The sequence below is a fragment of the Pseudomonas viciae genome, assembly GCF_004786035.1.
In the GTDB taxonomy this organism is placed as follows: Bacteria; Pseudomonadota; Gammaproteobacteria; order Pseudomonadales; family Pseudomonadaceae; genus Aquipseudomonas; species Aquipseudomonas viciae.
Genome location: NZ_CP035088.1, coordinates 4,683,858 through 4,708,715 on the forward strand (window position 1 = coordinate 4,683,858; position 24,858 = coordinate 4,708,715).

Below are 24,858 nucleotides of genomic sequence, written 5' to 3' on the forward strand. Positions count from 1 at the left end.
AATCGCCATTCAGCCACGACCCTGCTACGTTTCCTGTCCGGACGCCTTAGAATTCAGGGAACAAGTGATGGGACAACTGCTGAAAATCCTCGGTCGTACTTCCTCGATCAACGTCAGAAAAGTGCTGTGGACCTGCCAGGAACTGGAAATAACCTACGAGCGTGAGGACTGGGGTATCGGCTTTACGCCGACCCATGATCCAGCGTTCCTGGCCCTCAATCCCAATGCCCAGGTGCCGGTGATCATTGATGAGAACGGCGTGCTCTGGGAGTCAAATACCATCTGCCGCTACTTGGTAGGCAAGAACGGACGCAGCGACTTACTGCCCCTTGAGCCTGCAGCCCGGGCCCGCGTTGAACAGTGGATGGACTGGCAGGCAACGGAACTCAACCCGTCATGGGGCTACGCGTTCCACGCGCTGGTGCGCAAGAATCCGGATTTCCAGGACCCGCAGCGCATTGCCGCCGGCATCAAAGGCTGGAACGAGAAGATGGGTTTGTTGGAACAACAGTTGAACCGCACCGGCGCCTACGTGGCCGGTGCGCAGTTTTCCCTCGCGGACGTGCTCATCGGCCTGTCTGTGCATCGCTGGCGCCAGACGCCCATGGAGCGTCCCGACTATCCGGCCGTGGCCGCCTACTGCAAACGCCTCGAACGGCGGCCGGGGTTTGCCGAATACGCATCCGCGGCACACTCATGAAGCACTCAGTTGCCGTGGGCGAAATCCCGTAGCACCTTGCCATCCATCCGGTAGCGCACCCACTCTTCCTGGGGTTGCGCACCGAGGGATTTGTAGAAGTCGATGGCCGGGGTGTTCCAGTCCAGCACGCTCCACTCGAAGCGACCGCAATCGTTGTCACAGGCAATCTTCGCCAGATGCCGCAACAGTGTCTTGCCCGCTCCGCCACCGCGCTGGTCAGGCGTGATGTACAAGTCTTCAAGGTACAGGCAGTTGCTGCCCAGCCAGGTGGAATAGCTGAAGAAAAACACCGCAAAACCAATCGGCACGCCGTCCCGCAGGCAGATCAGCCCATGGGCGGTCGCGCCTTCGCTGAACAGACTGCGTTCGATGTCAGCCACACTGGCAATGACTTCGTGGCGAGCCTTTTCGTAATCGGCCAACTCAGTGATGAAAGCAAGGATTTGAGGCGCATCGCTGGGTTGCGCAGGACGGATCTCGATCGACATGAACAGGCCTTGTAGCCAATTGAAAGCGCCATACTAAGCCGCCACAGGGCGCTCGTCACACATGAAAAAGAACATCTCCATCGAAGTACCTGCAAACAAAGGATCTGTCATGACCGCCGCCTTTGCGCCACTACAAACCGTCGCCGCTCAATTGTTACCCCATGCGCTGGAGCCTTCGGAGGACGGCGCGCACGATCTGTCGCACCTGCAACGGGTCTGGCACAACGTGCGTACCCTCCAGGGTCATGAGGGCGGTGATCTGTCTATTCTGCTGGCGGCGACGTTGCTGCATGACTGCGTGGCTGTGGAAAAGAACTCACCCTTGCGCGCCCAGGCTTCTCGACTGGCGGCAGACAAGGCATCGACCCTGTTGTCGACGCTGAACTGGCCAGACGAAAAAATCAGTGCCGTCGCCCATGCCATCGAAGCTCACAGTTTCTCGGCCAATATTCCTGCCGTCACGCTCGAAGCAAAAATCCTCCAGGACGCCGACCGCCTCGACTCACTGGGCTTGCTCGGAGTCGCGCGGACGTTCTACGTTGCCGGACGCATGGGCAGTGCGCTCTACGATCCCGAGGATCCGCAAGCCAAGTCGCGAGATTATGATGATCGTCGTTTCTGCCTCGATCATTTCCAGACCAAGTTGTTGCACCTGGCCGACGGTTTCCAGACCGTCACCGGGCAACACATGGCGCAGGTCCGTCACGAAAAGCTAAAAGGCTTCATGGAGCAATTCATCGAAGAAGCCGGACTCGACGCCTAGACCATTCGTCGCGCCCGAGGCACCAACGCAAATCCAGCGCAGCCCAAGACCAGGCAAGCATTCTGAAAAATGGAGGCGACACCATGATCACTTCAAGGCTGACTGCACTCACATTGGCCACGCTGCTGTCCTCGGTGGCCTTCGCGGCCTCTACCTCCGGCACCGGGCCGACCGATCCCGTGGAGCCGCCCAACTCCCCCGCCACGCAAGGCCTGCCCAAGTTGAACACCGACGGCACCGGCGGCGGCCTGAACAATGGCCAGCCACCGGCCACCGGCACCGATCCGCGGGTGCAGGGTAATGACACGGGGCGCCAGGGGGGCATGAATACACCGGACTCGACCACGCCTGATAACGCCGAGACTGGGGTAGGCTCGAAAACCACAACCGGTGGTTCGGGCTCCGAAGGTGGCGCCGCCAGCCAGTAGCCTCTGCCCGGACATTTGAGGAGGAACATCCCATGCCTCGTGGAAGCAAAGAAAAATACACCGCCGAGCAAAAGCGCAAGGCCGAACACATTGAAAAGAGTTATGAGAAAAAGGGCGTGTCCGAGAACGAGGCCGAGGCACGGGCTTGGGCAACGGTGAACAAGCAGTCCGGTGGCGGCGAACGTTCTGGTGGCTCTGGCAAGGAAAAACCGGCGGCGGCCAAGAAAACCGACCGCAAGGAATCAGCCCGCCGCGCCGCCAAGACCCGCGAAGGTCACCCGCGCACCAGCAAAGCCTCCCACGGGACCCAGACCGTGGACAGCCTGATGAAGGAGGCCCGGGCGAAAAATATTCCCGGGCGCTCGAAGATGCGCAAGCAGGAATTGGTCGAAGCGTTGCGCAAGGCGGGGTGATCGTTGGCGTCAGGGAGGACGCTATCGCGAGCAAGCCCGCTCCCACATTGGGTCTGTGCTGTGCCGAGGTTCTGAGCCCTGACACCAAAACCTGTGGGAGCGGGCTTGCTCGCGATAGCGGTAGAGCAATCGCCAACGATCTCTGTTTTCAGCGTTGCTTCAAGCGGTCAATCACCACCGCCAGCAGCAGGATCGAGCCGCGAATGACGTATTGGTAGAAAGTGTCGATGTTCTTCAGGTTCATCGCGTTTTCGATGATTGCCAGAATCAGCACACCGGCGATGACATGGCGGATCATGCCGATACCACCGCTCAACGACACGCCGCCGAGCACGCAGGCCGAGATTACGGTCAGTTCGAAGCCCTGGCCGATCATCGGCTGGCCCGAAGTCATGCGCGACGCCAGGATCACCCCGGCCAAGGCACCGATCACGCCATGGACGGCGAAGATGATGATTTTGGTGCGATCAACGTTCACCCCGGCCAACAATGCCGCTTCCTGGTTGCCACCGATGGCCATGGTGTTGCGCCCGTAGGTGGTGTAGTTCAGCAGCCAGCCGAAAAACAGAAAGCAGACGATGGTGATCAGGATCGGCACCGGCACGCCAAACATCTGGCCATTGCCGAATACAAAGAACGATTCCTGGGACACCCCCACCGCTTTGCCGTTGGCAAAAATGTAGGCCAGGCCACGGACGATCTGCATGGTCGCCAATGTGGTGATCAACGCATTGACCCGCAACTTGGCGATGACGATGCCGTTGATCAGGCCAACGATCAGCCCCATCACCAGCGCTGCGCTGATGCCGAGGAACACGCTGTTGGTGTCACGCATCACCACCGCCGCAACCACGCCGGCACAAGCGATCACCGAGCCGACCGACAAGTCGAAGTGTCCGGACGCCAGGCAATACAACATGGTGCAGGCGGCGATGCCGGTGGTGGAAATCGCCAGGCCCAGTCCGCGCATGTTCAGCGGCGACAGGAAGTTGTCGATCATCAGGGTGCAGAGCACGAAGATGCCGACGGCCGCCAGCAGCATGACCCAGTCATCCAGGAAGCGACGCAGGTCCAGGGGTTTGCGTGCCGTTGGCAGTGCATTGTTTTGAATGGTCATGATTACCTCTCAGTTCGCCGCGTCGGCAACGCGTTGGCGTGGCAGCGCCAGTTGCAGCAGGTTGGATTCGTTGGCCTGGTCACGCGGCAACTCGCCGCGCATGGCCCCTTCGCAGAGCACCAGGATTCGGTCGGAAATACCCATCACTTCCATCAGGTCGCTGGACACCACAATCACCGCGATGCCGTCGGCCGCCAGGCTGTGGATAATCTGGTAGATCTCGGCCTTGGCACCGATGTCGATACCGCGGGTCGGCTCGTCCAACAGCAGGACTTTCATCGGCATCGACAGCCAGCGACCGAGGATCGCCTTCTGCTGATTGCCACCGGACAGGTACATGATTTTCTGCCCCGCCGTCGGGGTTTTCACTTTCAGCGCCTTGATCTGTTTGTCGGCGTTGCTCCGCTCCCAATCGCCACGCAACAGGCAGCCGAGGGTGGAATGGCTGCTGCGGGCGCTGATGTTGATGTTCTCGCTCACGCTGGCCAGCGGCATGATGCCTTCTTTCTTGCGGTCTTCCGGGCAGAGCAGCACGCCGGCGGCGATGGCATCGCGGGGCGAACGCAATTTCAGTTCTTCACCATGCAACACCAGGCGCCCGTCCGTCTGACGCTCAAGGCCACTGAGCAAGCGCAGCAGCTCGGTACGACCGGCCCCCACCAACCCGAACAGCCCGAGGATTTCCCCCTTGTGCACTTGGAAACTCACGGGCTCGCGCAGTCCCGGGCCGAGCAGGCGATCAACCTGCAACGCCACGTCGCCGCGCTCGCGGGCACGGTAATCGTAGATGTCCTGGATATCGCGACCGACCATGCACGTCACCAACTGATCGTGGGTCAGTTCACTCATGTTCTCGAAGGTCCGTACGTAGCGGCCGTCCTTGAACACCGTCACCGCGTTACAGATGCGGAACACTTCTTCCATGCGGTGACTGACGTACAGCACCACTTTGCCCTCGTCCCGCAGGCGGGTAATGATCGCCATCAAGCGGTCGATTTCCCGTGCCGAGAGGCTACTGGTGGGTTCATCAAAGGCAATGACATGGGCGCCACGGGACAAGGCCTTGGCGATTTCCACCAGTTGGCGCTGGCCGAGGGACAGACGACCGACTTTTTCCTGGGGGTCGATTTCATCGGCCAGGCCTTTGAGCAGCGTCAACGCCTGCTGGCGCAGCAGCCCACGATTGACCAGGCCGAAACGGGCCGGCAAATGGCCAAGGAACAGATTCTCGGCGACAGTCATTTCTGGCACCAGGTGCAGCTCCTGGTGAATCACCGCCACGCCGCTGGCAATGCTGTCGGCGGTGGATTTGAAGGCCATCGTCTGCTCGCCGATCTGTAAATCGCCGCTGCTCGGGATGTAGGCACCGCCGAGGATCTTCAACAACGTGGACTTGCCCGCGCCGTTCTCGCCCATCAAGGCATGAACCTGCCCCGGATGAGCAACGAAACTGATATTGGCCAGCGCCTGCACGCCAGGAAAGGATTTACCGATCCCGTTGAACCGCAAGCTGCCGCCGATGTTGTGTTGCTGTGTCGCTGTTTGCGCTTGCATAACCACCTCGAACTCACAGAGATCAAGCGACCCCGTTGCCGGGGTCGCTTTGAATCAATCGGCCATCAATTCCACAGGCCGATTTTTTCCAGCTCTTGCTTGAAGTTCTCCCGAGTGATCAGCGTCACTTCGTCCATGGCGGTGTACTTCGGCGGCTCCTTGCCGGTGGTGACCCACTCGAACATCATTTCGGCAGTTTTGTAGCCTTCGATGTGTGGGCTAGGCAGCATCGAACCGAAGAAACCGCTGTTGGGTTTTTTCAGTTCGCCGATGGCGTCAGTGCCGTTGATGCCGATACCGATTACATTGGCCGCCGCAAAACCGGCGCTTTCAGTGGCGCGCACGCCGCCCAGCACAGTGTTGTCGTTCATGCCACCGATGATCAGGTTTTTCGCGCCGCCGGGCAGTTTCACCAGGGCCGAGTTGGTGGCATCCATGCTGCCGGGTACATCGAGGGTTTTCAGCGCGGTGTAAAGAATGTGATCGTCTGGAAAGCCGGCCTTCTTCAGGGCGTCCACCGAACCGTCGGTGCGCTTCTTGCCAGTGTCCAGTTCGTTATAGGTGTTGATCACCGCGTAGGTGTCTTTCCAGTCCCAGCCGCGTTTTTTCGCTTCAGCGGCCATGGCGCTGCCCTGCTTCTGGCCTACTTCGAACGCGGCCATGCCCAGGTACGGCACGTCTTCCATGAACTTGCCATCGGAACCGACGAAACGGTCATCGACGGCAATCACTTTCATGTCGTTGAGCTTGGCCTTGGCCATGATGGCTGGGCCGAGGGACACGTCGGGCGGGCAGATTACAAAGCCCTTGGCGCCGTTGGCGGCGAGGCTGTCGATGGCCGAGAGGGTCTTCTCTCCGTCGGGCACGGCGATCTTGATCACCTTGAAGCCCTTGTCCTTGCCCGCCTTTTCGGCGAACGCCCATTCGGTCTGGAACCAAGGCTCCTCGGCCTGCTTGACCAGAAAACCGATTTTCACTTCTTCAGCCGCCAGCAAGCTGCTGCTGAGGCTGACCGCGGTAACCGCCAGGGCGGCGCGGCACAGGGAACGGATCCCACGACGATGATTCATAGTTGACTCCTTGTTTTTTTTATTGAAAGCCAAACGTCCAGGGTTCTGCTCCACCATCGGTGGAAATGCGCAGGCTGGGCGGTCAAATCAAGTTGCTACACAGCATAGGCCCAAATAGTCATATCGTATGATGATTGGATTACAGGCAAAGTTTCCGACTGCAACCCAGGAATATTCAGTCGTGGTACATGACCGAACGTCCACCATCGATGGTGATGCATGACGCGTTGATAAAAGGTGCTTCATCGCTGGCCAGGAACACGGCCGTCATTGCCACTTCGATCGGTTGCCCGATACGCTTTGGCGGGTGCAGATCCAGCGCACGCTGGCGTTCGGCATGAGGATCGGCAAAGCCGTTCCAGTAGTCGACATTCAGTTGGGTTTCGATATAACCCGGCGCAATGGCGTTGACCCGTACCCCTTTTGGCGCATATTCGATACCCAGGGCGCGGGTCAGGCCAAGCAGGCCGTGCTTGGCCACCGGGTAAGGGAAACAGCCGGGAATGATGTGGGACGAATGGGTCGACGCGATGTTGATGATGCTGCCCACGCCCTGTTCGATCATCTGCGGCAACACCGCCTTGCAGCCATACCAGGCGCCATCCAGGTCGATGGCGAAGCAGCGACGCCAGTCTTCTTCACTCATTTCCAATGGGTCGCGGAACACGTTGACGCCGGCGCAATTCACCAACACGTCGATACGGCCGTGCAGCTCGACCGCACGGCGGGCCATGGCGTGCAGGTCCTGCTGGTTCGACACATCGGCTTTCAGCGCCTGCACGTCCGACCCGCGCTCACGCCAGTGGGCGGCGACTGTCTCGACCTTCTCGGCCTGAATGTCACTGATCACCAACCGTGCCTGTTGCGAAGCGAACGCGGCGACGATGGCCTCGCCGATACCCTGGGCAGCGCCAGTCAGCAACACGACCTTGTTCTTCAGTCGCTCGCCCTTCGGTGGCTCGGGCACTGGCGGCAAGGCAAGGGCTTCAGCCATGGCTCAAGACTCCTGCTCGCAGGCACGACAAAAACCGGGCCTCCAGGGATGACCGGTCACAAGGCATTGTAAAAAACCGTGAGTCTCGTACGCCGCCAGGGCGTACGGGGGAGGATCGTTGCATCACTTCACCTGTTTTGTTTTTTTAGTGTGAGTGCGTATCGCTGATGGAGCCGACTATAAACCCGACCACCAAATAATCTCAATATATATATTTACATCCCATATTTTGGGACAATCCCAGCAAACCGAGTACAGGCCACACCAGGGACATCCACCCGCATCGACAGCACGGCACCGTCCAGCGGATGGCCCAGCGGACTCGCCGCGCTGGTGATGTACAACGTCTTGAGGTCCTCACCACCGAACACACAACTGGTCGGTCGACTGACGGGCAACTCGATCACCCGATCGACATGACCGTCCGGGTGCAACCGCAGCAGGCAACTGCCATCCCAGCGCGCGTTCCAGATATAACCTCGGGCATCCATTGCCGAACCGTCCGGCCCACCACGGGGGTGGGGGCCAAACCAGACCTGCGCGGGCGCCAGGTTGCCCTCAGGGTAGATAAAGTGTCGGTACAACGTGCCATCGAGACTATCGCCGAAATACACCGTGGTGCCATCGGGGCTCCATAGCAAGGTGTTGGGAATGCCCAGCCCGCGCAACAACGGCATGACCCGACCATCACTGCTGACGCGAAACAGCCCGCCGGACCGCTGCTCGACAGGCAAGTCCTCGCCCTCTTCGCCGATGTTGTTCTGCATGGTGCCAAGCCAGAGTTGGCCCAGGGCATCGCAACGGGCTTCGTTGGGCCGATTTCCGGGCTGGGGATCGGCCATGCACAGCAGCGTCAAGCGGGGTTCCAGCCCCGGTGAGTCGAGATCCAGCCGGTACACACCACTGCTCAGGGTCACCAGCGCGTCGCCACTCTGGGTTGGAATGAAGGCAGACACATGCTCGGGCATCTGCCAGATCTGCACATTGGCGCCGATCAGTCGCAGCGCCTGCTTGCCGGCGATATCAACCCAATACAGTGCTTGTGTCGGCACATCCCAGAACGGCCCCTCACCCAATGTCGCCCGATGTTCCGTCACCGCTGTCCACTTCATTGAAACCTCCTGTTTCCAGCTTGCCCGGCAGCGTCTGTTCGACCGGCCATGACATTTGGGTAAAAGCGCTTGATCGCCAGGTCGGCATTATCGATCAGCGTCATGCAGGCCCAGACACCGCGCGCCGCGTCACGGGCGGCGATGGCGTCGGCGATGTCCTTGTGAATCGGCAAGGTGCGGCGCAGCTCATCCGGGTCGGCGGCCGACACCTCGAACGACACCGCCAGCAGCGCGCCCAGGGCCGGGACCATCTGTTCGATGAATTGATTATGGCTGGCCGCGAGGATGCACTCGTGGAAAAACTGGTCGGCGCGGTTGTAATCGGCGCCGCTGTCCACCGCCCGCTCCAGGGCATGGTAGGCCAGGCGGATCGCCTGCACCTGGTCGGCCGTGGCCCGCTCGCAAGCCCAGCGCACCGCCATCGGCTCGATGGTACGGCGCAGGTCCAGCAAGTCATCGACAAAGTTTTCCGGCAGGCCGCTGCGCGACAGCCAGCCGACCACCTGCGGGTCGAACAGGTTCCAGCGCCGCACCGGCAACACCCGCGTACCGACTTTCGGCCCGACTTCGAGCATGCCTTTGGCCACCAGGGTCTTGATCGCCTCGCGAATCACTGTGCGGCTGACGCCCAGTTGCTGGCCCAAGTCCGCCTCGACCTTGATGGTCTGCCCAGGCTTGACCTGGCCGGCGGCGATCCAGCCCCCCAGCCAATCGACGGTCGATGCATGAAAACTGCTGGACATGAAAACCCCGTGGGCCACTCTTATTGGTGGTCCACGCTAATCATCATATGATTGGGTGTCAATTTGAATTTTACGCAAACCACCTGTGGGAGCGGGCTTGCTCGCGAAAGCGGTGGGTCAGCTGAGAAGATGTTGGATGTGCTGGCGCCTTCGCGAGCAAGCCCGCTCCCACAGGGTTTACGGTTCCAGGCCAATCGGGAAGAACACCCCACCACTCCACACGCCCAACCACCTCTGCCCATCGATCTCGCGGCTGACCGCCAGTTCCACCAGTTGGTAGAACACATTGCGGTGGATCAGCGCTTCGAGGTTGCTGCGCACATGCACGTAGGGCGCAGGCTCCTGGGTCTGGGGATCGATCACCACCCGCAGCGGATGCTCGGCACCAGCCTCGGTGGTTTCCTCGACATTGGTGGTGAAGCGCAACAACTGCCCTTCCCCTTGACCTTCAACCTCGAGGGTCACGGCCACGAACGGCGCATCGTCGACCTTGATGCCGACTTTTTCCACGGGGGTAATCAGGAAGTAATCATCGCCGTCGCGGCGGATGATGGTGGAGAACAGCTTGACCATCGGCTTTCGCCCGATAGGCGTGCCCAGGTAGTACCAGGTGCCGTCACGGGCGATGCGCATGTCGATGTCGCCGCAGAAGTCGGGGTTCCACAAGTGGACCGGCGGCAGGCCTTTGGTCTTGGGGATCTGCCCCAGCAAGTCATTGGCTTTTTGCGGTCCGCTCATGGTGACTCCTTATTTACTCGTCGCCCATCCCCAGCAAGGTGCGGGCATATTCACGCAAAGGCGCGGCGATGAGGTCTTGTGGTTGCTTGTCGTGCAACGTCAGTAAACCGCCACGACTCTTGATCCGTGCAGTATCAATCAAATACTGGGTGCTGGTCTCGATCAACATGATTTGAATCACGCTGGTATCCACACCCAGGCGATCCACCGCTTCTTCATCTTGCCATTCGTCGGTGTTGCCGATGCGGTTATCGGCCTTGGCGAACCGGGTGTAAAGCAAGTAATGGGCACCGGCGGCACGGGCTTCGCCCATGGCCTGGTCGAGGCCTTCGGGAACACGGGCGCGACGGACCATGGGGAAATATTCGATGAAACCGTTAAAGGCTTCTTCGGCCACGACGTTGGGACGCGGATAGGCGCTGCCGGGTGGCGCGAAGGCCCCCTGAGCGATGTAGATGAACGAGTCCGGCTGAATACGCAGGTTGTTTATACGACGGCTTTCGCTATGGTCCAGCAGGCCAGCGTCGCTCATGTGGTAACGAACGCCCTCCCCCATGTCGCTGACATTCATGCAGCCACCAAGCGCCAAAACGGCCAGCAGCAAAACCAGGCTACGCATCCTACCCTCCAAAAACCGGTGACGGAAAACCGGCGAATGGCCAGTGGATGCAGCTTTTGCGCCAGCTCATCGAAATACGGGTGTCAGACGGATCCAAGCAGAATGAAAAATGGCTATCGCGGGCAAGCCTTCGGTCAGCCGCCGATGATTTTCATGATGGTCGCGCCACCGGAGAACGCCACTTCCTGCTTATCTCCCAACGCCTTGACCAGCAGGCGCTGCAGCGCCGGCAATGCCTGATGACGAGGTTTATCCAAAAGGTCGCCGACGAAATGACGGTTACTCGACGACAGGCAGCCATGCAGCCACCCCGTAGAGGACAACCGCAGCCGGGAGCAGGTACGGCAGAAAGGCACGCTTTCGTTGGCGATCACGCCAAAGTGCCCCAACCCCGGGATCTCATAGCGCACCGCCGTGGCATCCACTGGCGCGTCGGCTTGCAGGTATTCGTATTGCTCGCCAATCAGGCTCAGCAACTGTTGAAGACTGACGAACTGCTGCAGGAAGGCGTTGGAGTCGCTGGCCAGGTGGCCCATGCGCATCAACTCGATGAAACGCAACTCATAGCCACGTTCCAGGCAGTATTCGAGCAAAGGCATCACCTGGTCCAGGTTCTGCCCGCGTAACGGCACCATGTTGACCTTGATCTTCAGCCCCGCCGCCCGGGCCTGTTCCATGCCGTCGAGCACGGTCGCCAGGTCGCCGCCACGGGCGATACTGCGAAACGCTGCGGGGTCCAGGGTATCGAGGGAAACGTTGATCCGGCGAATGCCAGCGTCTACCAGCAACGGTAGTTTTTTCGCCAGCAACTGACCGTTGGTGGTCAGGCTGATGTCTTCCAGGCCCATCTGCCCCACCGCCGTCATGAAACTTTCAAGCTTGGGGCTGACCAGTGGCTCGCCACCGGTGATGCGCAGCCGTTCGATGCCGGCGGCTTCGATCAGGTAAGCCACGCCCCGCGCCATGGCCTCGGCCGACAGTTCATCCTGCGCAGCCACCAGCCGCTTGCCGTTGGGCACGCAGTAGGTACAGGCGTAATTGCAGGCGGAAGTCAGGCTGATCCGCAAATTGCGAAAACGCCTGCCTTGACGGTCAACGATCATGGATCACTCCGGCGAAAGAAGAATCGGACCCGTGAAACTTGACCTCTAAATCAAGTTTTCGCAAGGCCCAAGCCTGAGTATATTCCTGGGGCACTGCGCCATGTAAGCGGACATGGCGCAATAAGGCATCTGAATGTCAGTTGCTCGGGACGTCGGTATCGCGCTTGCGCTTGTTGCCCATGCGCACGCCAATGTCCATCAGGAACTGGAAGAAGCCTTCCTGGTCTTCCAGCACGTTGCTCCAGAACGGCGAGTGATACAGCGCCACCGCGCCGTGCACCAACGCCCAGGCCGCGCAGTAATGGAAATAAGGCGGCACGTCTTCGAGCTTGCCTTCGCTGATCCGCCCCTTGATCAGCAGGGTCAGGCGTTCGAAGTTCGAGGCGCGGATCTTGTGCAGCTCCTCGACCATCTCCGGCACCTGATTGCCCTTGACCACCTTCTCTTCCAGGCGATCGAACAAGCGGTAGCGTTGCGGGTCGCGCATGCGAAACTCGAAGTAGGCCCGCGACAGGGCCTCCTTGTCCTTGTCCACATCAGCCGAATGCAGCAACTCGTTCAAATCGCGCTCGTAATCGAGCATCAGGCGCAGGTAGATCTCCGCCTTGGATTTGAAATGTTTATAAATGGTGCCTTTGCCGATACCCACGGCATCCGCAATCATCTCGACGGTGACGCTGTCTTCACCCTGGTCGAGGAACAACTTGAGCGCGGTGTCGAGAATTTCCTGCTCGCGGCGGCGAAACTCACGGACCTTACGGGGTTCTTTGTGCATAAGAAAAAGGTCTGAAGGGTCAAAATTCGAAGCCGGGTATTATGCCTAACTTACGCAAAAATGCACGGATCATCCGTTCTCGGCCACAGTTCTTCGGAAAACCGTGCAGGCCAGGCTTCCCGCTTTTCGCTCCAACACGCCGTCCTGGCAAGCCTTGGCGACAGTGAGAACTTATCCGAAGCGAGCGTATTCCAAATTTGTTTAAAAACCACCCTGCCCAGACTGGACGCGTGGGGATACTGATCAATACTTGAACTGTCGGGGCGACATCTCCCCCAAGTGACGCACCGATAAGGGTACCAATGGACCGCGTGCCTTTGTTTTACTCCTAATGGTCTTAACCCGGATTCACCCCCCAGAACCCGGGTTTTTTTTGCCTGAAGTTCAGGCGTGCGTCGGCCGCACGTGGGCCAGTGGAAACAATTGCTTAAAATTTTCTGTGGTCTGTTCGGCGAACCGCTCATAGGACTCACCACGCAACATCGCCAAAAACTCCGCCACCTCCCGTACGTATTGCGGAAGGTTCGGCTTGCCGCGATACGGAATCGGCGCCAGGTACGGTGAATCGGTTTCCACCAGCAGGCGATCAGCCGGCACTTTACTGGCCACGTCGCGCAGGGCGTCGGCATTGCGAAAGGTGACAATCCCGGACAAGGAAATGTAATACCCCATGTCCAGCGCCGCCTTGGCCATCTCCCAGTCTTCGGTGAAGCAATGCAGCACGCCAGCCTGGGGCAACCCAGCGTCACGCAGCAAGGCCAGGGTGTCGGCCCGGGCGCCGCGGGTGTGGATGATCACCGGTTTGCCGGTCTGGCGCGCGGCCTCCAGGTGCAGCCGGAACGAGGCCTGCTGGACCTCGGCGGCTTCCGGCTCGTAGTGATAGTCCAGGCCGGTTTCGCCAATGGCGACCACCCGTGGGTGATCGAGCTCTCGTAGCAGCCAGTCAAGGGCCGGTGCGGCATCGGGCTGGACATCCAGTGGATGGATACCGACCGAACAATCGACATCCGCATAACGTTCAGCCAGCGCCTTGACGTCGGCGGCGTTGTCGGCACTGACACCGATGCACAGGAAGTGTCCGACGCCCCGCTGGCGGGCAGCGTCCAGCGCAGCGTCCAGGGAGCCGTCATGGGCAGCGAGGTCGAGACGGTCAAGGTGGCAATGGGAATCTACAAGCATAGAGGGCTGGGCTACATCGTATGGGTGGGACGGTCGGACTTCAGGGTTCCGGCCAGGTGGGTTTCGATCTGATTGCGGGCCACATTGTCGCCGTCATTGAACTGCACGCCAACGCCAGCGGCCCGGTTACCCTGGGCACCTTTGGGGGTCATCCAGATCACCTTGCCGGCGACCGGGATCTTCTCTGGTTCATCCATCAGGCTCAACAGCATGAACACTTCATCGCCCAGGCGATAATTCTTGTTGGTGGGAATGAACAGGCCGCCATTCTTGATGAAGGGCATGTAGGCGGCGTAAAGCACCGACTTGTCCTTGATCGTCAGGGACAGGATGCCGTTGCGTGGCCCGGGACTGACAGGTTCGTTCATGCTGATCTCCCGCTACGATTGAGCAGAGTCTAGTCAGTTTCGACCAGGCAGACTCGCCCACTGCACCAACAGCGCCTCGAGCAACAGCACCCGATTGAGGTTCGCCTTGCTCAACACCTTTTGCCGTTGGGCAAGAATCCAGTCCTGAATGTTCAAGATTTTGTCCTGGCTGCTTTTTTGCGCCAGGTATTGGATCACCTTGCGCATGTCCGCCAACCCGAGGCCCGCTTCGTCCTCGGTGAGTTGGTAGCGCAGGATCAGGCTCGACCAGTCGCAGAACCAGTCGAACAGCAACAGCAATGGGATGGCATTCCAACCTTCAGCCAGTTGCGTGGGGGATTGCTGCTGCTTGAGCAGTTTTTTCACACCGTCCACTACCAGCGCCCGCTGCTCGCGCACGCCCTGGGCTTGAAGACTGACAGCCGCCAGGGGCGAACCGGCAGCGAGGGTCAGCAACTCGACACGCTCTTCATCAGAGTTGTCAGGCAGAGCCTGGGCCAGCCACTGCAAACTCATCGCCTCACTCGGCAGCGGGCAAGCCTGCTGCACGCAACGGCTCTTGATGGTCGCCAGCAAGCGACTCGGCTGATGGCTGACCAGCAACAGCACGGTGTCGCCGGAGGGCTCTTCGAGACTCTTGAGCAGGGCGTTGGCGGCGTTGATGTTCATCGACTCGACTGGCTCGATCAGCACCACTTTGCGCCCGCCCATTTGTGCGGTCTGGACCACGAAACTGACCAAATCACGCACCTGGTCGACCTTGATCGCCTTGTCCGCTTCCTCCGGCTCCAACACGTAATTGTCCGGATGGCTGCCCGCCTTGAGCAGCAGGCAGGACTTGCATTCACCACAAGCGTTCGCGGCACCCGGACGCTGGCACAGCAGGCTGGCCATCAGGCGTTCGGCCAGCGCGCGCTTGCCGATGCCGGCCGGACCGTGCAGCAGATAGGCATGGGCATGCTGGGCACGACCGGCCAGTTGCTGCCAGAGCCCCTCCTGCCATGGGTAGGCTTCAGCCACGGGCACGCTCCAGCAAACGTGGCAGCAAGCCGTCCAGGGACTGCTGGACCTGCATCAACGGCTGAGCGGCATCGATCAATAAGTAACGGGCTGGATCGGCCTTGGCGCGACTCAGGAAGGCATTGCGTACCGCGTTGAAAAACGCCTGGCCCTCGAGCTCGAAACGATCCAGCCGGCCACGGGCGCTGGCGCGGGCCAGGCCAATTTCCACCGGCAGATCGAACACCAGGGTCAGGTCAGGCCGCAGCTCACCCTGGACGAAGGTCTCCAGCGCGGCGATGCGCTCCAGGGACAAGCCCCGGCCACCGCCCTGATAGGCGTAGGTCGAATCGGTAAAACGATCGCAGAGCACCACCGCGCCACGGGCCAGCGCAGGGCGAATCACTTCGGCCAAGTGCTGCGCACGGGCCGCGAACACCAGCAACAGCTCGGTGTCAGGGTTCATGACTTCTTCGACCGGCGCCAACAGCACTTCGCGAATCCGCTCGGCCAACGGCGTACCGCCAGGTTCACGGGTCAGTACCACCTCAAGGCCGGCAGCCCGCAGGCGTTCGGCCAGGTATTCGCGGTTGGTGCTCTTGCCGGCGCCCTCGGGGCCTTCCAGCGTTATAAACAAGCCAGTCACGGGCGATCCTTAATCAAAGTCATTGCGGGCTCGGCGGCTCGCTGGCATTCGGTTCGGGTGCAGGTTGCTGTTCAGGTACTTCGGGCGACGGCGCGGGAATCGGCACCTGCTCGTCCGGCGTGCCCGGAGCCGGGCTGGAACGGTAATCGGCGCGGCGCTTGAGCTGAAACTCACGCACCGCGTTGTTGTGCGATTCCAGGTCATCGGAGAACACATGGCTGCCATCACCGCGGGCGACAAAGTAAAGGCTGTTGCCCGACACCGGGTTCAACGCGGCATGAATCGCTTCGCGCCCCACCATCGCAATCGGCGTGGGCGGCAGGCCTGGAATCAAATAGGTGTTGTACGGATTTTCTTCTTTCAGGTGGGCACGGGTGAGTTTGCCGGTGTAGCGCTCGCCCAGGCCGTAGATCACCGTAGGGTCGGTTTGCAGCAGCATGCCCAGGCGCATGCGGCGCACGAATACACCAGCGATCTGCCCGCGTTCCTGGGGCACACCGGTTTCCTTTTCCACCAGGGACGCCATGATCAGCGCCTGGTAGGGCTGGGTGTAAGGCAGATCGGTGGCACGCTGGGCCCACTCTTTGGCAAGCACGTCTTCCAGCCGGGCATAGGCTTTTTCCAGCAGATCGGCATCCGAGGTTCCGCGCACGAAGCGATAGGTGTCCGGGAAGAACCGACCTTCGGGAAATACCCCGGAATGGCCAAGACGCTCCATCACCTGGCTGTCGCTCAGGCCAGCGAGGGTCTGCTGGAGTTTTTCATCCTTGGCCAGCGCCGCGCGGACCTGACGAAAATTCCAGCCTTCCACCAGGGTCACGCTGTACTGCACCACTTCGCCGCGCTTCCAGACGTCGATCAGGCCTTGCATCGTCATGCCCGGCACCATCCGGTACTCACCGGAGTGCAATGGCTGGTCGGCGAGATTGAAGCGCCAATAGACTCGCAGCCAAAAGGCGTCCTTGATCAGGCCGTCGGCTTCGAGGCGTTTGAGGGTTCCAGTCGGGGTGGTCCCGTTGGGCACGTCCAGCAATTCTTCCTGGGTGATATTCAGCGGCTGTTGCAGCGCCGAATAAATCTTCCAGGCCGAAGCGCCCAACAACAGCCCTGCCAGAACCAGTCCGGTTTCCAGCAGCAGCAAGAATTTACGTCTCACGAATCAAGCATCCAATAGCGCGCGGGCAAGGGTCTGCAGTTTACGGGTGAGCGGCCCAACCGACCAGCGCGCCGAACCACATGTGTGCACTGGCCACACGCCATAGACGCTGTTGCAGACGAAGACTTCATCGGCCTGGTGCAGCTGTTCAAGGCGAATGTCGGTGATTTGCGTGGCGATACCTTGAGACTCGGCTTGAAACAATAATTCTGCGCGCATCACGCCGGCCACGCCGCAGCGGCTCAGATCCGCCGTGATCAACACGCCATCGCGCACCAGGAACAGGTTACTGAAGACCCCTTCGATGACCCGCCCGGATGTATCCAGCATCAAGCCTTCGGCATGTTCCGAGTCGTTCCATTCGGCGCGGGCCAGCACTTGTTCAAGGCGATTGAGGTGCTTGAGGCCGGCAAGCAAGGGCTGCTCCGACAGGCGCACGGTGCAAGGAAACAGGCGAACACCTTGTTCGGCATGTGCAGCAGGATAAGCGGCCGGCGGGTTCCCTTGCAGGATGCGTCGGGCCGGGGCCGAGGGATCAGCAGCATAACCGCGCTGGCTGTCGCCACGCGTGACGATCAGCTTCAGCACGCCGTTGCCCAGGCCTCGGGCGTAGGTGCTCAGTTCAGCGCTCAAGTCGTTCAGGTCGACCTTGAGCGCCAACCGCCGGCAGCCCGCTTCCAGGCGCTGCAGATGACGCGCCAGCAACACCGGCTCGCCCTCATGCACGGCGATGGTTTCAAACAGCCCATCGCCGTAAGCCAGGCCGCGATTTTTCAGCGACAGGACGTCGGCCGGCTGACCGTCGACCCAGCTTTCCATCAACCGGCGAACCGGCGGAACACCAGCGAGCCATTGGTCCCACCAAAACCGAAGGAGTTGGATAGCACCACATCGATGTCCATGCTGCGGGCCGTGTGTGGCACGAAGTCCAAGTCACAGCCTTCATCCGGCTCATCGAGGTTGATGGTCGGCGGTGCCACCTGGCTGTTAATCGCCAAGACACTGAAGATCGCCTCCACCGCACCTGCGGCGCCCAACAGGTGACCAGTCATGGACTTGGTCGAGCTGACGGCCAGCTTGTAAGCGTGATCGCCGAACACCGTCTTGATCGCCTGGGCTTCGGCCAGGTCGCCCGCCGGGGTGGAAGTGCCGTGGGCATTGATGTACTGCACCTGCTCGCCGTTGAGTTTCGCGTCACGCAAGGCGTTGGCGATACAACGGGCAGCACCTGCGCCATCAGCCGGTGGCGACGTCATGTGGTAGGCGTCGCCGCTGGTACCAAAACCGATCAGTTCGGCATAGATGGTCGCGCCACGTGCCTTGGCGTGCTCCAGCTCTTCGAGTACCAACGCACCGGCACCGTCGGACAGCACGAAGCCATCACGCCCCTTGTCCCATGGGCGGCTCGCCCGGGCCGGTTCGTCGTTGCGGGTCGACAACGCACGGGACGCACCAAAGCCCCCCATGCCCAAACCGCAAGCGGCCATCTCGGCGCCACCGGCAATCATCACGTCGGCTTCGTCGTACATGATGTTACGCGCGGCCATGCCGATGCAGTGAGTGCCAGTGGTGCACGCCGTGGCAATGGCGTAGTTAGGTCCCTGCGCCCCCAGATGGATGGACAGGAAACCGGAAATCATATTGATGATCGAGCCCGGCACAAAGAACGGAGAGATCCGTCGCGGCCCCGACTCGTGCAGCGTGCGGCTGGTTTCTTCGATATTGGTCAAACCGCCAATACCCGAGCCCATGGCCACGCCGATGCGTTCACGGTTGGCGTCGGTGACTTCCAGACCGGCGTTACGCACCGCCTGGAAACCGGCTGCCAGGCCGTATTGAATGAACAGGTCAAGCTTGCGGGCTTCCTTGACCGACAGGTATTCCTCGACATTGAAGCCCTTTACCGAGCCGCCAAAACGGGTGGAATAGGCAGAAAGGTCAGTGTGTTCGATCAGACCAATGCCACTGCGGCCAGCCAGAATGCCCTGCCAGCTGCTCGGCACATCCGTGCCCAGTGGCGATAACATACCCATACCGGTGACTACGACGCGTCTACGCGACACAGCACTCTCCTTTTTCTAATGACGACTTTGCATCAGGCCTAAAGAAAAAACCGCACGCCGTGATGGCAGTGCGGTTTTTCCATGACAGCTAGCGACGACTAAAAACGATTACGCCTGATGGTTGGTAACGTAGTCGATAGCAGCTTGTACAGTAGTGATCTTCTCAGCTTCTTCGTCAGGAATCTCGGTCTCGAATTCCTCTTCCAGAGCCATCACCAGCTCAACGGTGTCAAGGGAGTCGGCACCCAGGTCTTCAACGAAGGAAGCGGTGTTCACAACTTCTTCTTCTTTAACGCCCAGTTGCTCGGCAACGATTTTCTTGACGCGCTCTTCGATGGTGCTCATACCTTGTTTTCACTCCTAATGGACAAATTCAGGCAGCTGGCCGGTGGGTAAGTGTATAGAAGAACTTTTCGGTTTTTCAACCGAAAGCTTCACTCCTCAAACCCTGCGGCCCGCCGTCTATAAATTGATTGCAGCTTTATAACGGATTTTAGACAGCTCGTATGACATTTTTTTGAAGCGATCCGTCACATTTAACTCATGTACATCCCGCCGTTTACCGGGATTGTAGCCCCGGTCACGTATGCCGCACCGTCTGACGCAAGAAAAGCGACCACAGACGCGATTTCTTGAGCTTGCCCCAGACGACCCAGCGGAATTTGTGTCAGCAAGGCTTCACGTTGCGCCTCTGGCAGTTCACGGGTCATGTCGGTGTCGATAAAGCCCGGGGCTACCGAGTTTACCGTAATCGAGCGCGAACCCACTTCACGGGCCAGTGCACGGCTGAAACCTTCCAGGCCGGCTTTAGCCGCAGCATAGTTTACTTGGCCTGCGTTGCCCATGGCACCCACAACCGAACCGATACTGATAATTCGCCCCCAACGAGCCTTGGTCATGCCACGCAGAACGCCCTTGGACAGCCGGTACAGGCTGTTCAGGTTGGTGTCGATCACGTCGAACCATTCGTCATCTTTCATGCGCATCATCAGGTTATCGCGGGTGATACCTGCATTATTGACCAGGATCGCCGGCGCGCCGAACTGCTCCTGAATGCTGGCCAGCACCGCCGCAACGGATTCGTCGCTGGTGACATTCAGTTCCAGACCGGTGCCTTGAATGTCGTTTTCCTTCAGGGTTGCGGCGATGCGCTCAGCGCCCGAAGCGGAAGTCGCGGTACCAACAACGATGGCACCTTGACGACCCAATTCCAGGGCAATGGCCTGGCCGATGCCGCGGCTTGCACCGGTCACCAGTGCAACTTTACCTTGCAGACTCATGCAAGCTTCTCCTGTTCAGGCCTGCGCTGCACGGGTGGCAGCGAAAGCGTCTGGGGTATTGAGGTTGGAAGTCGACACGCCTTCGGCGCAGCGTTTGTTCAGGCCGGCCAGCACTTTACCAGGACCGCACTCGACCAGTTCGGTCGCGCCCTTGGCTGCCAGGGTCTGCACCGATTCGACCCAACGAACCGGTTTGTAGAGTTGTTCCAGCAGATCGCGCTTGAGGGTTTCGAGATCCGGCGCCACGTTGGCGCTGACGTTCTGCACCACGGGAATCTGCGGAACCTGCCAATCGATGGCGGCGATGGACTCGGCAAAACGCTCGGCGGCCGGACGCATCAGCTCACAGTGCGACGGCACGCTGACCGGCAGCGGCATGGCGCGCTTGGCACCACGAGCCTTGCAACCTTCGATAGCGCGCTCGACAGCAGCCTTGGCACCGGCGATCACCACCTGGCCCGGCGAGTTGAAGTTCACCGCACTGACCACATCGCCTTGCGCCGCTTCGGCACAGGCCGCCAGCACATCAGCGTCTTCCAGGCCGAGGATCGCGGCCATGCCGCCCTGCCCGGCCGGAACGGCCTCCTGCATCAACTGGCCACGACGCTCCACCAGCTTCACCGCGTCGCCCAGGCTCAGGCTGCCAGCGGCCACGAGGGCGCTGTATTCGCCCAAGCTATGACCGGCGACGAACGCAGGGCGCGCACCACCTTCAGCCAGCCACAGGCGCCAGAGCGCGATCGAGGCGGTCAGGATGGCCGGCTGGGTTTTATCGGTTTGATTGAGTTGCTCTTCCGGCCCTTGCTGGGTCAGTGCCCACAAGTCATAACCGAGAGCATCGGAAGCTTCTTTGAATGTTTCGAGGATCAGCGGGTATTGCGCGCCCAGCTCGGCCAGCATGCCGAGGGACTGCGAGCCCTGCCCTGGAAAGACGAATGCGAGGGAAGCAGACATGAAAACAAAGCCCCTAATGATCTTGTCGTCAAAAATTGACGCCCCTGGGGGCGCTAGGAAACTGACAGTTGGATGGCCGGTTGGACCGACCGGTCACATTTAAGCATTGTCGGACGAAAACGCCTAAGTTAACAAATCTTCGAGGCGGCCATGCAGGCGCTCGGGCAAGTTTTCCTGGATTTCGATCACCGCCCGGTTAATCGCACTCTGGAAACCCTGCACGCCCGCCGAGCCATGACTCTTGATCACGATGCCCTGCAGGCCAAGGAAACTCGCCCCGTTGTGCCGCGCCGGCGCCAGGTCCGCCTGCAGCCGTCGCATCAAAGGCAACGCCAGCGCACCCACCACCCGCGAAGCCAGACTCTGCCGGAACAAGCTTTCGATGCGCGCACCGATCATGGTCGCCAGGCCTTCGCTGGACTTGAGCAGGATATTGCCGACAAAGCCGTCACACACCACCACGTCCGCCTCGCCGCGGTACAAGCCATCACCTTCGACGAAGCCGATGTAATTGATACCACGCGCACCCTGCAACAACGTGGCAGCCAGCTTGACCTGCTGGTTACCCTTGATGTCTTCGGTGCCGATGTTCAGCAGCGCCACGCGAGGGCGCACGATGCCCAGCGTTTCCGCGGCCACCGAGCCCATCACGGCGAACTGCAACAGATGTTCGGCGCTGCAATCGACATTGGCGCCCAGATCGAGCAACTGACAAAAACCGCGCTGGGTCGGAATCGCCGCAACCATCGCCGGACGGTCGATCCCTGGCAGCGTCTTGAGTACGTAGCGCGACAGCGCCATCAGCGCACCGGTATTGCCCGCACTGACACACGCCTGGACCTTGCCATCGCGCAGCAGCTCAAGGGCCACACGCATCGAGGCGTCAGGTTTGCCACGCAGGGCCTGGGCCGGCTTTTCGTCCATGGTGATGACTTCGGACGCCGGAGTGATTGTCAGGCGCGCACGATCCACAGCCGATTGGCCGTTGAGCATTTCTTCCAGAAGAGAGGGTTGACCGACGAGGGTCAGGTGCAGCGAGGGCGTAGCATTCAGACAAGCAAGGCTGGCCTGAACAATGCTGCGGGGACCGAAGTCCCCGCCCATTGCGTCAATCGCGATGACTTGAGCGGACAAGGATTACTCGTCAGCGCCCTTGTCGATCACTTTGCGACCACGGTATACGCCTTCTGGCGATACGTGGTGACGCAGGTGAACTTCACCGGTGGTTTTTTCTACAGACAGGGTGCTAGCCTCAAGAGCGTCGTGCGAACGGCGCATGTCACGGGCAGAGCGGGATTTTTTGTTCTGCTGAACAGCCATAATTGATTAACTCCTAAACGTTTGGGTCACGCTTTAACTGCGCCAATACACTGAACGGGTTGGACCGCGTTACCTCGTCCTCGCTCGGTTCGGGCTCATCTGCTCCCGCCGGCTGCTGGCATTCTTCCGGATGATGAGCAGGCACAATGGGCAAGGCGAGCAGAAGCTCCTCCTCGATCAGTGACTGCAGATCCAATGGATCTTCGCCCAGTTCCAGCACGTCATAACCTTTCGGCAACGACTGGGTATTCGCACCCTCCTTCACCACGGCGTAACTGCATTCGCTGTGGATCGGCAGGGTGACCAGCTCAAGACAACGCTGGCAAACCATTTTGACTTCAGTGTCGATAAAGCTGTGGATTACCACAGATTTACGTTCATCTCGTTCAAAAACGAATTTGGCCTGGACCGTACCGACATCGTCGGAAAGCGGGTCGCAGAGTCTCTTCAAATTGGCCAGCAGCAGTTCACCTTGAAGGGTGGTGCCACGATCAGCCAATTTGCGCGGGTCAACGTGAGGTGGAATCGGGTCATTCAACATAGGCGCAGCATTATAGGGATGCACCCAGCCATGTCAAAGGAAATTCAGCCCTGTCCGTTACTTGCGTGCCTCGCTAGAATTCGACCCTGCCTTTTGGAGATGCCCATGCTGCCTTTATTACTTGCCTCCAGCTCGGTCTATCGGCGCGAATTACTCGCCCGCCTGGGACTGCCGTTCGTCTGCAGCTCGCCGGACATCGACGAAAGCCATCGTCCCGGCGAGCCCGCCATCGAGCTGGTAAAACGCCTCTCCCGGGAAAAAGCCCTCGCACTGGCCAGCAGCCACCCTGCCCACCTGATCATCGGATCGGACCAGGTCGCCGTGCTCGGCGAGCGCGTCCTGGGCAAGCCTCACACCTTCGAGAACGCCCGCGAACAACTGCTGGCCGCCAGCGGCGCTCAAGTCACGTTCCTGACCGGCCTGGCGCTGCTCAACAGCCAGACCGGTGCCTGCCAGGTCGACTGCGTTCCGTTTACCGTGAATATGCGCTTGCTGGACCCGGAACGGGTCGAGCGTTACCTGCTGGCCGAGCAACCCTACGACTGCGCCGGCAGCTTCAAGGCCGAGGGACTGGGCGTAAGCCTGTTCCAGAGCACCGAAGGCCCGGACGCCACCAGCCTGGTTGGCCTGCCACTGATTCGCCTTGTGGATATGTTGCTGGCCGAGGGCGTACCGGTGCCTTGAGCCGAAACCTCGCTACAGGGGACGGCATCAGCCCTCCCCTGCACTCAAGCCCCAAGACAATCAGCGCAACGCTGGCCCCTGGAACCCCATCCACATCGCCAGGTGCTCGGCAATGCTGGCGCCCAGCTTTTTCGAGAAGCGGTCAATCGGCGACTCTTCGATGGTGAAATCCACCAACTCCTTCTCGCCAATCACATCCCGAGCCACCGAACTGGCACTGCCCAATCCGTCGATCAGCCCCAGCGGTAACGCCTGTTCGCCAGACCAGACCAGGCCGGAGAACAGCTCTGGATGCTCCTTGTCTTTCAGCCGTTCGCCCCTGCCTTTCTTGACGCTGGCGATGAACTGTTTATGGGTAGTGTCGAGCACGCCCTGCCAGAACACCGTTTCCTCAGGCTTTTGCGGCTGGAACGGATCAAGGAAGGATTTGTGCTCGCCCGCGGTATAGACCCGGCGCTCCACCCCAAGCTTGTCCAGCGTCTCGACGAAACCATAACCCGCTGCCGTCACACCAATGGAACCCACCAGGCTGGCCTTGTCGGCATAGATCTGATCCGCCGCACTGGCGATGTAATAGGCACCGGAGGCGCCGAGATCGGAAATCACCGCGTAGACCTTGATATCCGGATGCGCAGCACGCAAGCGGACGATTTCGTCATAGACGTAGCCAGCCTGCACCGGGCTGCCGCCCGGACTGTTGATGCGCAGCACCACCCCTTTGACTTTCGAATCTTCGAACGCAGCCCGCAGACTGCCAATGATGTTGTCCGCGCTGGCCACTTCCTTGTCGGCAATCATGCCCTCGATGTCGATGACCGCCGTATAGGCCGCACCACCTCCCGGACTCTTCTTCCCATCAAGCGCCTGGAAAATCATCGCCAAGCCGAAAAACAGATAAATGAAGACCAGGCACTTGAAGAAGATCCCCCAGCGGCGCGCACGACGCTGTTCCTCCACCCCGGCCAACAAGGTTTTTTCCAGCAATTTCCAGCTCTTATCGTCACCGTTGTCAGCGCTCGCCTTGGCCGGTGCCTTCCATTCATCGGTCATA

The 24,858-nt window shown here is 60.1% G+C and carries 30 protein-coding genes; 5 read left to right on the forward strand and 25 right to left on the reverse strand.

Annotation, left to right across the window (positions count from 1 at the left end; translation table 11 throughout):
* Positions 1-67 precede the first annotated feature (67 nt).
* Positions 68-700, forward strand: a complete 633-nt coding sequence (locus tag EPZ47_RS20390) for a glutathione S-transferase family protein (protein WP_135846447.1) — start codon at positions 68-70, stop codon at positions 698-700.
* A 5-nt stretch (positions 701-705) separates the two neighbouring features.
* On the opposite strand, the gene EPZ47_RS20395 is transcribed toward EPZ47_RS20390, so the two are convergent.
* The gene (locus EPZ47_RS20395) at positions 706-1,188 is read right to left on the reverse strand and encodes a GNAT family N-acetyltransferase (protein WP_135846448.1); all 483 of its coding nucleotides are present in this window, start codon (positions 1,186-1,188) and stop codon (positions 706-708) included.
* A gap of 109 nt (positions 1,189-1,297) precedes the next feature.
* Between EPZ47_RS20395 and EPZ47_RS20400 the strand changes: the two genes are divergently transcribed.
* The 3 genes from EPZ47_RS20400 (at position 1,298) to EPZ47_RS20410 (ending at position 2,792) form a co-directional block, all read left to right on the forward strand.
* Positions 1,298-1,951 (forward strand): HD domain-containing protein, encoded by a 654-nt coding sequence (locus EPZ47_RS20400; RefSeq protein ID WP_135846449.1) that lies wholly within the window; start codon positions 1,298-1,300, stop codon positions 1,949-1,951.
* An 83-nt stretch (positions 1,952-2,034) separates the two neighbouring features.
* A complete protein-coding gene (locus EPZ47_RS20405; RefSeq protein WP_135846450.1) occupies positions 2,035-2,379 on the forward strand; it encodes a hypothetical protein in 345 nt (114 codons plus the stop codon).
* 32 nt (positions 2,380-2,411) lie between these two features.
* Entirely contained in the window at positions 2,412-2,792 is a 381-nt protein-coding gene (locus EPZ47_RS20410) for a Rho termination factor N-terminal domain-containing protein (RefSeq protein ID WP_135846451.1), read from the forward strand.
* Positions 2,793-2,940: 148 nt separating this feature from the next.
* Here EPZ47_RS20410 and araH read toward each other — a convergent pair whose 3' ends face one another.
* The 23 genes from araH to EPZ47_RS20525 all read right to left on the reverse strand — a co-directional run bounded on the left by araH (position 2,941) and on the right by EPZ47_RS20525 (position 23,123).
* Complete coding sequence (gene araH / locus EPZ47_RS20415) at positions 2,941-3,909, reverse strand: L-arabinose ABC transporter permease AraH (RefSeq protein WP_135846452.1); 969 nt, start codon at positions 3,907-3,909, stop codon at positions 2,941-2,943.
* 9 nt (positions 3,910-3,918) lie between these two features.
* A complete protein-coding gene (araG, locus tag EPZ47_RS20420; protein ID WP_135846453.1) occupies positions 3,919-5,463 on the reverse strand; it encodes an L-arabinose ABC transporter ATP-binding protein AraG in 1,545 nt (514 codons plus the stop codon).
* A 65-nt stretch (positions 5,464-5,528) separates the two neighbouring features.
* Positions 5,529-6,533 (reverse strand): substrate-binding domain-containing protein, encoded by a 1,005-nt coding sequence (locus EPZ47_RS20425; protein ID WP_135846454.1) that lies wholly within the window; start codon positions 6,531-6,533, stop codon positions 5,529-5,531.
* Positions 6,534-6,708: 175 nt separating this feature from the next.
* Entirely contained in the window at positions 6,709-7,527 is an 819-nt protein-coding gene (locus tag EPZ47_RS20430) for an SDR family oxidoreductase (RefSeq protein ID WP_135846455.1), read from the reverse strand.
* 215 nt (positions 7,528-7,742) lie between these two features.
* On the reverse strand, positions 7,743-8,639 hold the full coding sequence (locus EPZ47_RS20435) for an SMP-30/gluconolactonase/LRE family protein (protein ID WP_135846456.1): 897 nt from the start codon (positions 8,637-8,639) through the stop codon (positions 7,743-7,745).
* Entirely contained in the window at positions 8,636-9,382 is a 747-nt protein-coding gene (locus tag EPZ47_RS20440) for a FadR/GntR family transcriptional regulator (protein ID WP_135846457.1), read from the reverse strand. Before EPZ47_RS20440 ends, EPZ47_RS20435 begins: the two co-directional genes overlap by 4 nt.
* Positions 9,383-9,559: 177 nt before the next feature.
* On the reverse strand, positions 9,560-10,120 hold the full coding sequence (locus tag EPZ47_RS20445; RefSeq protein ID WP_135846458.1) for a DUF1285 domain-containing protein: 561 nt from the start codon (positions 10,118-10,120) through the stop codon (positions 9,560-9,562).
* A gap of 13 nt (positions 10,121-10,133) precedes the next feature.
* Positions 10,134-10,739 (reverse strand): DUF4823 domain-containing protein, encoded by a 606-nt coding sequence (locus EPZ47_RS20450; protein WP_135846459.1) that lies wholly within the window; start codon positions 10,737-10,739, stop codon positions 10,134-10,136.
* Between the two features lie 134 nt (positions 10,740-10,873).
* Positions 10,874-11,842, reverse strand: coding sequence for a GTP 3',8-cyclase MoaA (locus EPZ47_RS20455; protein WP_135846460.1), 969 nt, complete (start codon positions 11,840-11,842; stop codon positions 10,874-10,876).
* A gap of 136 nt (positions 11,843-11,978) precedes the next feature.
* Positions 11,979-12,617 (reverse strand): TetR/AcrR family transcriptional regulator, encoded by a 639-nt coding sequence (locus EPZ47_RS20460; RefSeq protein ID WP_060741238.1) that lies wholly within the window; start codon positions 12,615-12,617, stop codon positions 11,979-11,981.
* Between the two features lie 384 nt (positions 12,618-13,001).
* Complete coding sequence (locus tag EPZ47_RS20465; protein ID WP_135846461.1) at positions 13,002-13,796, reverse strand: TatD family hydrolase; 795 nt, start codon at positions 13,794-13,796, stop codon at positions 13,002-13,004.
* Between the two features lie 11 nt (positions 13,797-13,807).
* Complete coding sequence (locus tag EPZ47_RS20470; RefSeq protein ID WP_135846462.1) at positions 13,808-14,164, reverse strand: PilZ domain-containing protein; 357 nt, start codon at positions 14,162-14,164, stop codon at positions 13,808-13,810.
* Positions 14,165-14,197: 33 nt separating this feature from the next.
* Positions 14,198-15,184 (reverse strand): DNA polymerase III subunit delta', encoded by a 987-nt coding sequence (locus EPZ47_RS20475; protein WP_135846463.1) that lies wholly within the window; start codon positions 15,182-15,184, stop codon positions 14,198-14,200.
* The gene (gene tmk, locus EPZ47_RS20480) at positions 15,177-15,809 is read right to left on the reverse strand and encodes a dTMP kinase (RefSeq protein WP_135846464.1); all 633 of its coding nucleotides are present in this window, start codon (positions 15,807-15,809) and stop codon (positions 15,177-15,179) included. Before tmk ends, EPZ47_RS20475 begins: the two co-directional genes overlap by 8 nt.
* A gap of 19 nt (positions 15,810-15,828) precedes the next feature.
* Entirely contained in the window at positions 15,829-16,965 is a 1,137-nt protein-coding gene (gene mltG, locus EPZ47_RS20485) for an endolytic transglycosylase MltG (protein WP_135846465.1), read from the reverse strand.
* Between the two features lie 3 nt (positions 16,966-16,968).
* Positions 16,969-17,784: an aminodeoxychorismate lyase gene (pabC, locus tag EPZ47_RS20490; protein WP_135846466.1), complete on the reverse strand. Its 816-nt coding sequence runs from the start codon at positions 17,782-17,784 to the stop codon at positions 16,969-16,971.
* On the reverse strand, positions 17,784-19,028 hold the full coding sequence (fabF, locus tag EPZ47_RS20495) for a beta-ketoacyl-ACP synthase II (RefSeq protein ID WP_135846467.1): 1,245 nt from the start codon (positions 19,026-19,028) through the stop codon (positions 17,784-17,786). The genes pabC and fabF overlap by 1 nt, the downstream gene beginning before the upstream one ends.
* A 108-nt stretch (positions 19,029-19,136) precedes the next feature.
* Positions 19,137-19,373 (reverse strand): acyl carrier protein, encoded by a 237-nt coding sequence (gene acpP, locus EPZ47_RS20500; protein WP_003442511.1) that lies wholly within the window; start codon positions 19,371-19,373, stop codon positions 19,137-19,139.
* Positions 19,374-19,564: 191 nt separating this feature from the next.
* Entirely contained in the window at positions 19,565-20,308 is a 744-nt protein-coding gene (gene fabG, locus EPZ47_RS20505; protein WP_025214858.1) for a 3-oxoacyl-ACP reductase FabG, read from the reverse strand.
* Between the two features lie 15 nt (positions 20,309-20,323).
* On the reverse strand, positions 20,324-21,262 hold the full coding sequence (fabD, locus tag EPZ47_RS20510) for an ACP S-malonyltransferase (RefSeq protein ID WP_135846468.1): 939 nt from the start codon (positions 21,260-21,262) through the stop codon (positions 20,324-20,326).
* Positions 21,263-21,385: 123 nt separating this feature from the next.
* A complete protein-coding gene (gene plsX / locus EPZ47_RS20515) occupies positions 21,386-22,396 on the reverse strand; it encodes a phosphate acyltransferase PlsX (RefSeq protein ID WP_135846469.1) in 1,011 nt (336 codons plus the stop codon).
* Between the two features lie 3 nt (positions 22,397-22,399).
* On the reverse strand, positions 22,400-22,582 hold the full coding sequence (rpmF, locus tag EPZ47_RS20520; protein ID WP_003179396.1) for a 50S ribosomal protein L32: 183 nt from the start codon (positions 22,580-22,582) through the stop codon (positions 22,400-22,402).
* A gap of 13 nt (positions 22,583-22,595) precedes the next feature.
* On the reverse strand, positions 22,596-23,123 hold the full coding sequence (locus EPZ47_RS20525) for a YceD family protein (RefSeq protein ID WP_018613526.1): 528 nt from the start codon (positions 23,121-23,123) through the stop codon (positions 22,596-22,598).
* Between the two features lie 105 nt (positions 23,124-23,228).
* On the opposite strand from EPZ47_RS20525, the gene EPZ47_RS20530 reads away from it, so the two are divergent.
* Complete coding sequence (locus tag EPZ47_RS20530; RefSeq protein ID WP_135846470.1) at positions 23,229-23,807, forward strand: Maf family protein; 579 nt, start codon at positions 23,229-23,231, stop codon at positions 23,805-23,807.
* 60 nt (positions 23,808-23,867) lie between these two features.
* Here EPZ47_RS20530 and EPZ47_RS20535 read toward each other — a convergent pair whose 3' ends face one another.
* Positions 23,868-24,857, reverse strand: a complete 990-nt coding sequence (locus tag EPZ47_RS20535; RefSeq protein WP_135846471.1) for a S49 family peptidase — start codon at positions 24,855-24,857, stop codon at positions 23,868-23,870.
* Position 24,858: the final 1 nt, after the last annotated feature.

What these genes read in the sequence shown, in the direction of transcription:
- EPZ47_RS20390 (WP_135846447.1), top strand. Translation starts at nt 68, where the DNA reads ATGGGACAACTGCTGAAAATCCTCGGTCGTACTTCCTCGATCAACGTC.
- EPZ47_RS20395 (WP_135846448.1), bottom strand. Translation starts at nt 1,188, where the DNA reads ATGTCGATCGAGATCCGTCCTGCGCAACCCAGCGATGCGCCTCAAATC.
- EPZ47_RS20400 (WP_135846449.1), top strand. Translation starts at nt 1,298, where the DNA reads ATGACCGCCGCCTTTGCGCCACTACAAACCGTCGCCGCTCAATTGTTA.
- EPZ47_RS20405 (WP_135846450.1), top strand. Translation starts at nt 2,035, where the DNA reads ATGATCACTTCAAGGCTGACTGCACTCACATTGGCCACGCTGCTGTCC.
- EPZ47_RS20410 (WP_135846451.1), top strand. Translation starts at nt 2,412, where the DNA reads ATGCCTCGTGGAAGCAAAGAAAAATACACCGCCGAGCAAAAGCGCAAG.
- araH (WP_135846452.1), bottom strand. Translation starts at nt 3,909, where the DNA reads ATGACCATTCAAAACAATGCACTGCCAACGGCACGCAAACCCCTGGAC.
- araG (WP_135846453.1), bottom strand. Translation starts at nt 5,463, where the DNA reads ATGCAAGCGCAAACAGCGACACAGCAACACAACATCGGCGGCAGCTTG.
- EPZ47_RS20425 (WP_135846454.1), bottom strand. Translation starts at nt 6,533, where the DNA reads ATGAATCATCGTCGTGGGATCCGTTCCCTGTGCCGCGCCGCCCTGGCG.
- EPZ47_RS20430 (WP_135846455.1), bottom strand. Translation starts at nt 7,527, where the DNA reads ATGGCTGAAGCCCTTGCCTTGCCGCCAGTGCCCGAGCCACCGAAGGGC.
- EPZ47_RS20435 (WP_135846456.1), bottom strand. Translation starts at nt 8,639, where the DNA reads ATGAAGTGGACAGCGGTGACGGAACATCGGGCGACATTGGGTGAGGGG.
- EPZ47_RS20440 (WP_135846457.1), bottom strand. Translation starts at nt 9,382, where the DNA reads ATGTCCAGCAGTTTTCATGCATCGACCGTCGATTGGCTGGGGGGCTGG.
- EPZ47_RS20445 (WP_135846458.1), bottom strand. Translation starts at nt 10,120, where the DNA reads ATGAGCGGACCGCAAAAAGCCAATGACTTGCTGGGGCAGATCCCCAAG.
- EPZ47_RS20450 (WP_135846459.1), bottom strand. Translation starts at nt 10,739, where the DNA reads ATGCGTAGCCTGGTTTTGCTGCTGGCCGTTTTGGCGCTTGGTGGCTGC.
- EPZ47_RS20455 (WP_135846460.1), bottom strand. Translation starts at nt 11,842, where the DNA reads ATGATCGTTGACCGTCAAGGCAGGCGTTTTCGCAATTTGCGGATCAGC.
- EPZ47_RS20460 (WP_060741238.1), bottom strand. Translation starts at nt 12,617, where the DNA reads ATGCACAAAGAACCCCGTAAGGTCCGTGAGTTTCGCCGCCGCGAGCAG.
- EPZ47_RS20465 (WP_135846461.1), bottom strand. Translation starts at nt 13,796, where the DNA reads ATGCTTGTAGATTCCCATTGCCACCTTGACCGTCTCGACCTCGCTGCC.
- EPZ47_RS20470 (WP_135846462.1), bottom strand. Translation starts at nt 14,164, where the DNA reads ATGAACGAACCTGTCAGTCCCGGGCCACGCAACGGCATCCTGTCCCTG.
- pabC (WP_135846466.1), bottom strand. Translation starts at nt 17,784, where the DNA reads ATGGAAAGCTGGGTCGACGGTCAGCCGGCCGACGTCCTGTCGCTGAAA.
- acpP (WP_003442511.1), bottom strand. Translation starts at nt 19,373, where the DNA reads ATGAGCACCATCGAAGAGCGCGTCAAGAAAATCGTTGCCGAGCAACTG.
- fabG (WP_025214858.1), bottom strand. Translation starts at nt 20,308, where the DNA reads ATGAGTCTGCAAGGTAAAGTTGCACTGGTGACCGGTGCAAGCCGCGGC.
- fabD (WP_135846468.1), bottom strand. Translation starts at nt 21,262, where the DNA reads ATGTCTGCTTCCCTCGCATTCGTCTTTCCAGGGCAGGGCTCGCAGTCC.
- rpmF (WP_003179396.1), bottom strand. Translation starts at nt 22,582, where the DNA reads ATGGCTGTTCAGCAGAACAAAAAATCCCGCTCTGCCCGTGACATGCGC.
- EPZ47_RS20525 (WP_018613526.1), bottom strand. Translation starts at nt 23,123, where the DNA reads ATGTTGAATGACCCGATTCCACCTCACGTTGACCCGCGCAAATTGGCT.
- EPZ47_RS20530 (WP_135846470.1), top strand. Translation starts at nt 23,229, where the DNA reads ATGCTGCCTTTATTACTTGCCTCCAGCTCGGTCTATCGGCGCGAATTA.
- EPZ47_RS20535 (WP_135846471.1), bottom strand. Translation starts at nt 24,857, where the DNA reads ATGACCGATGAATGGAAGGCACCGGCCAAGGCGAGCGCTGACAACGGT.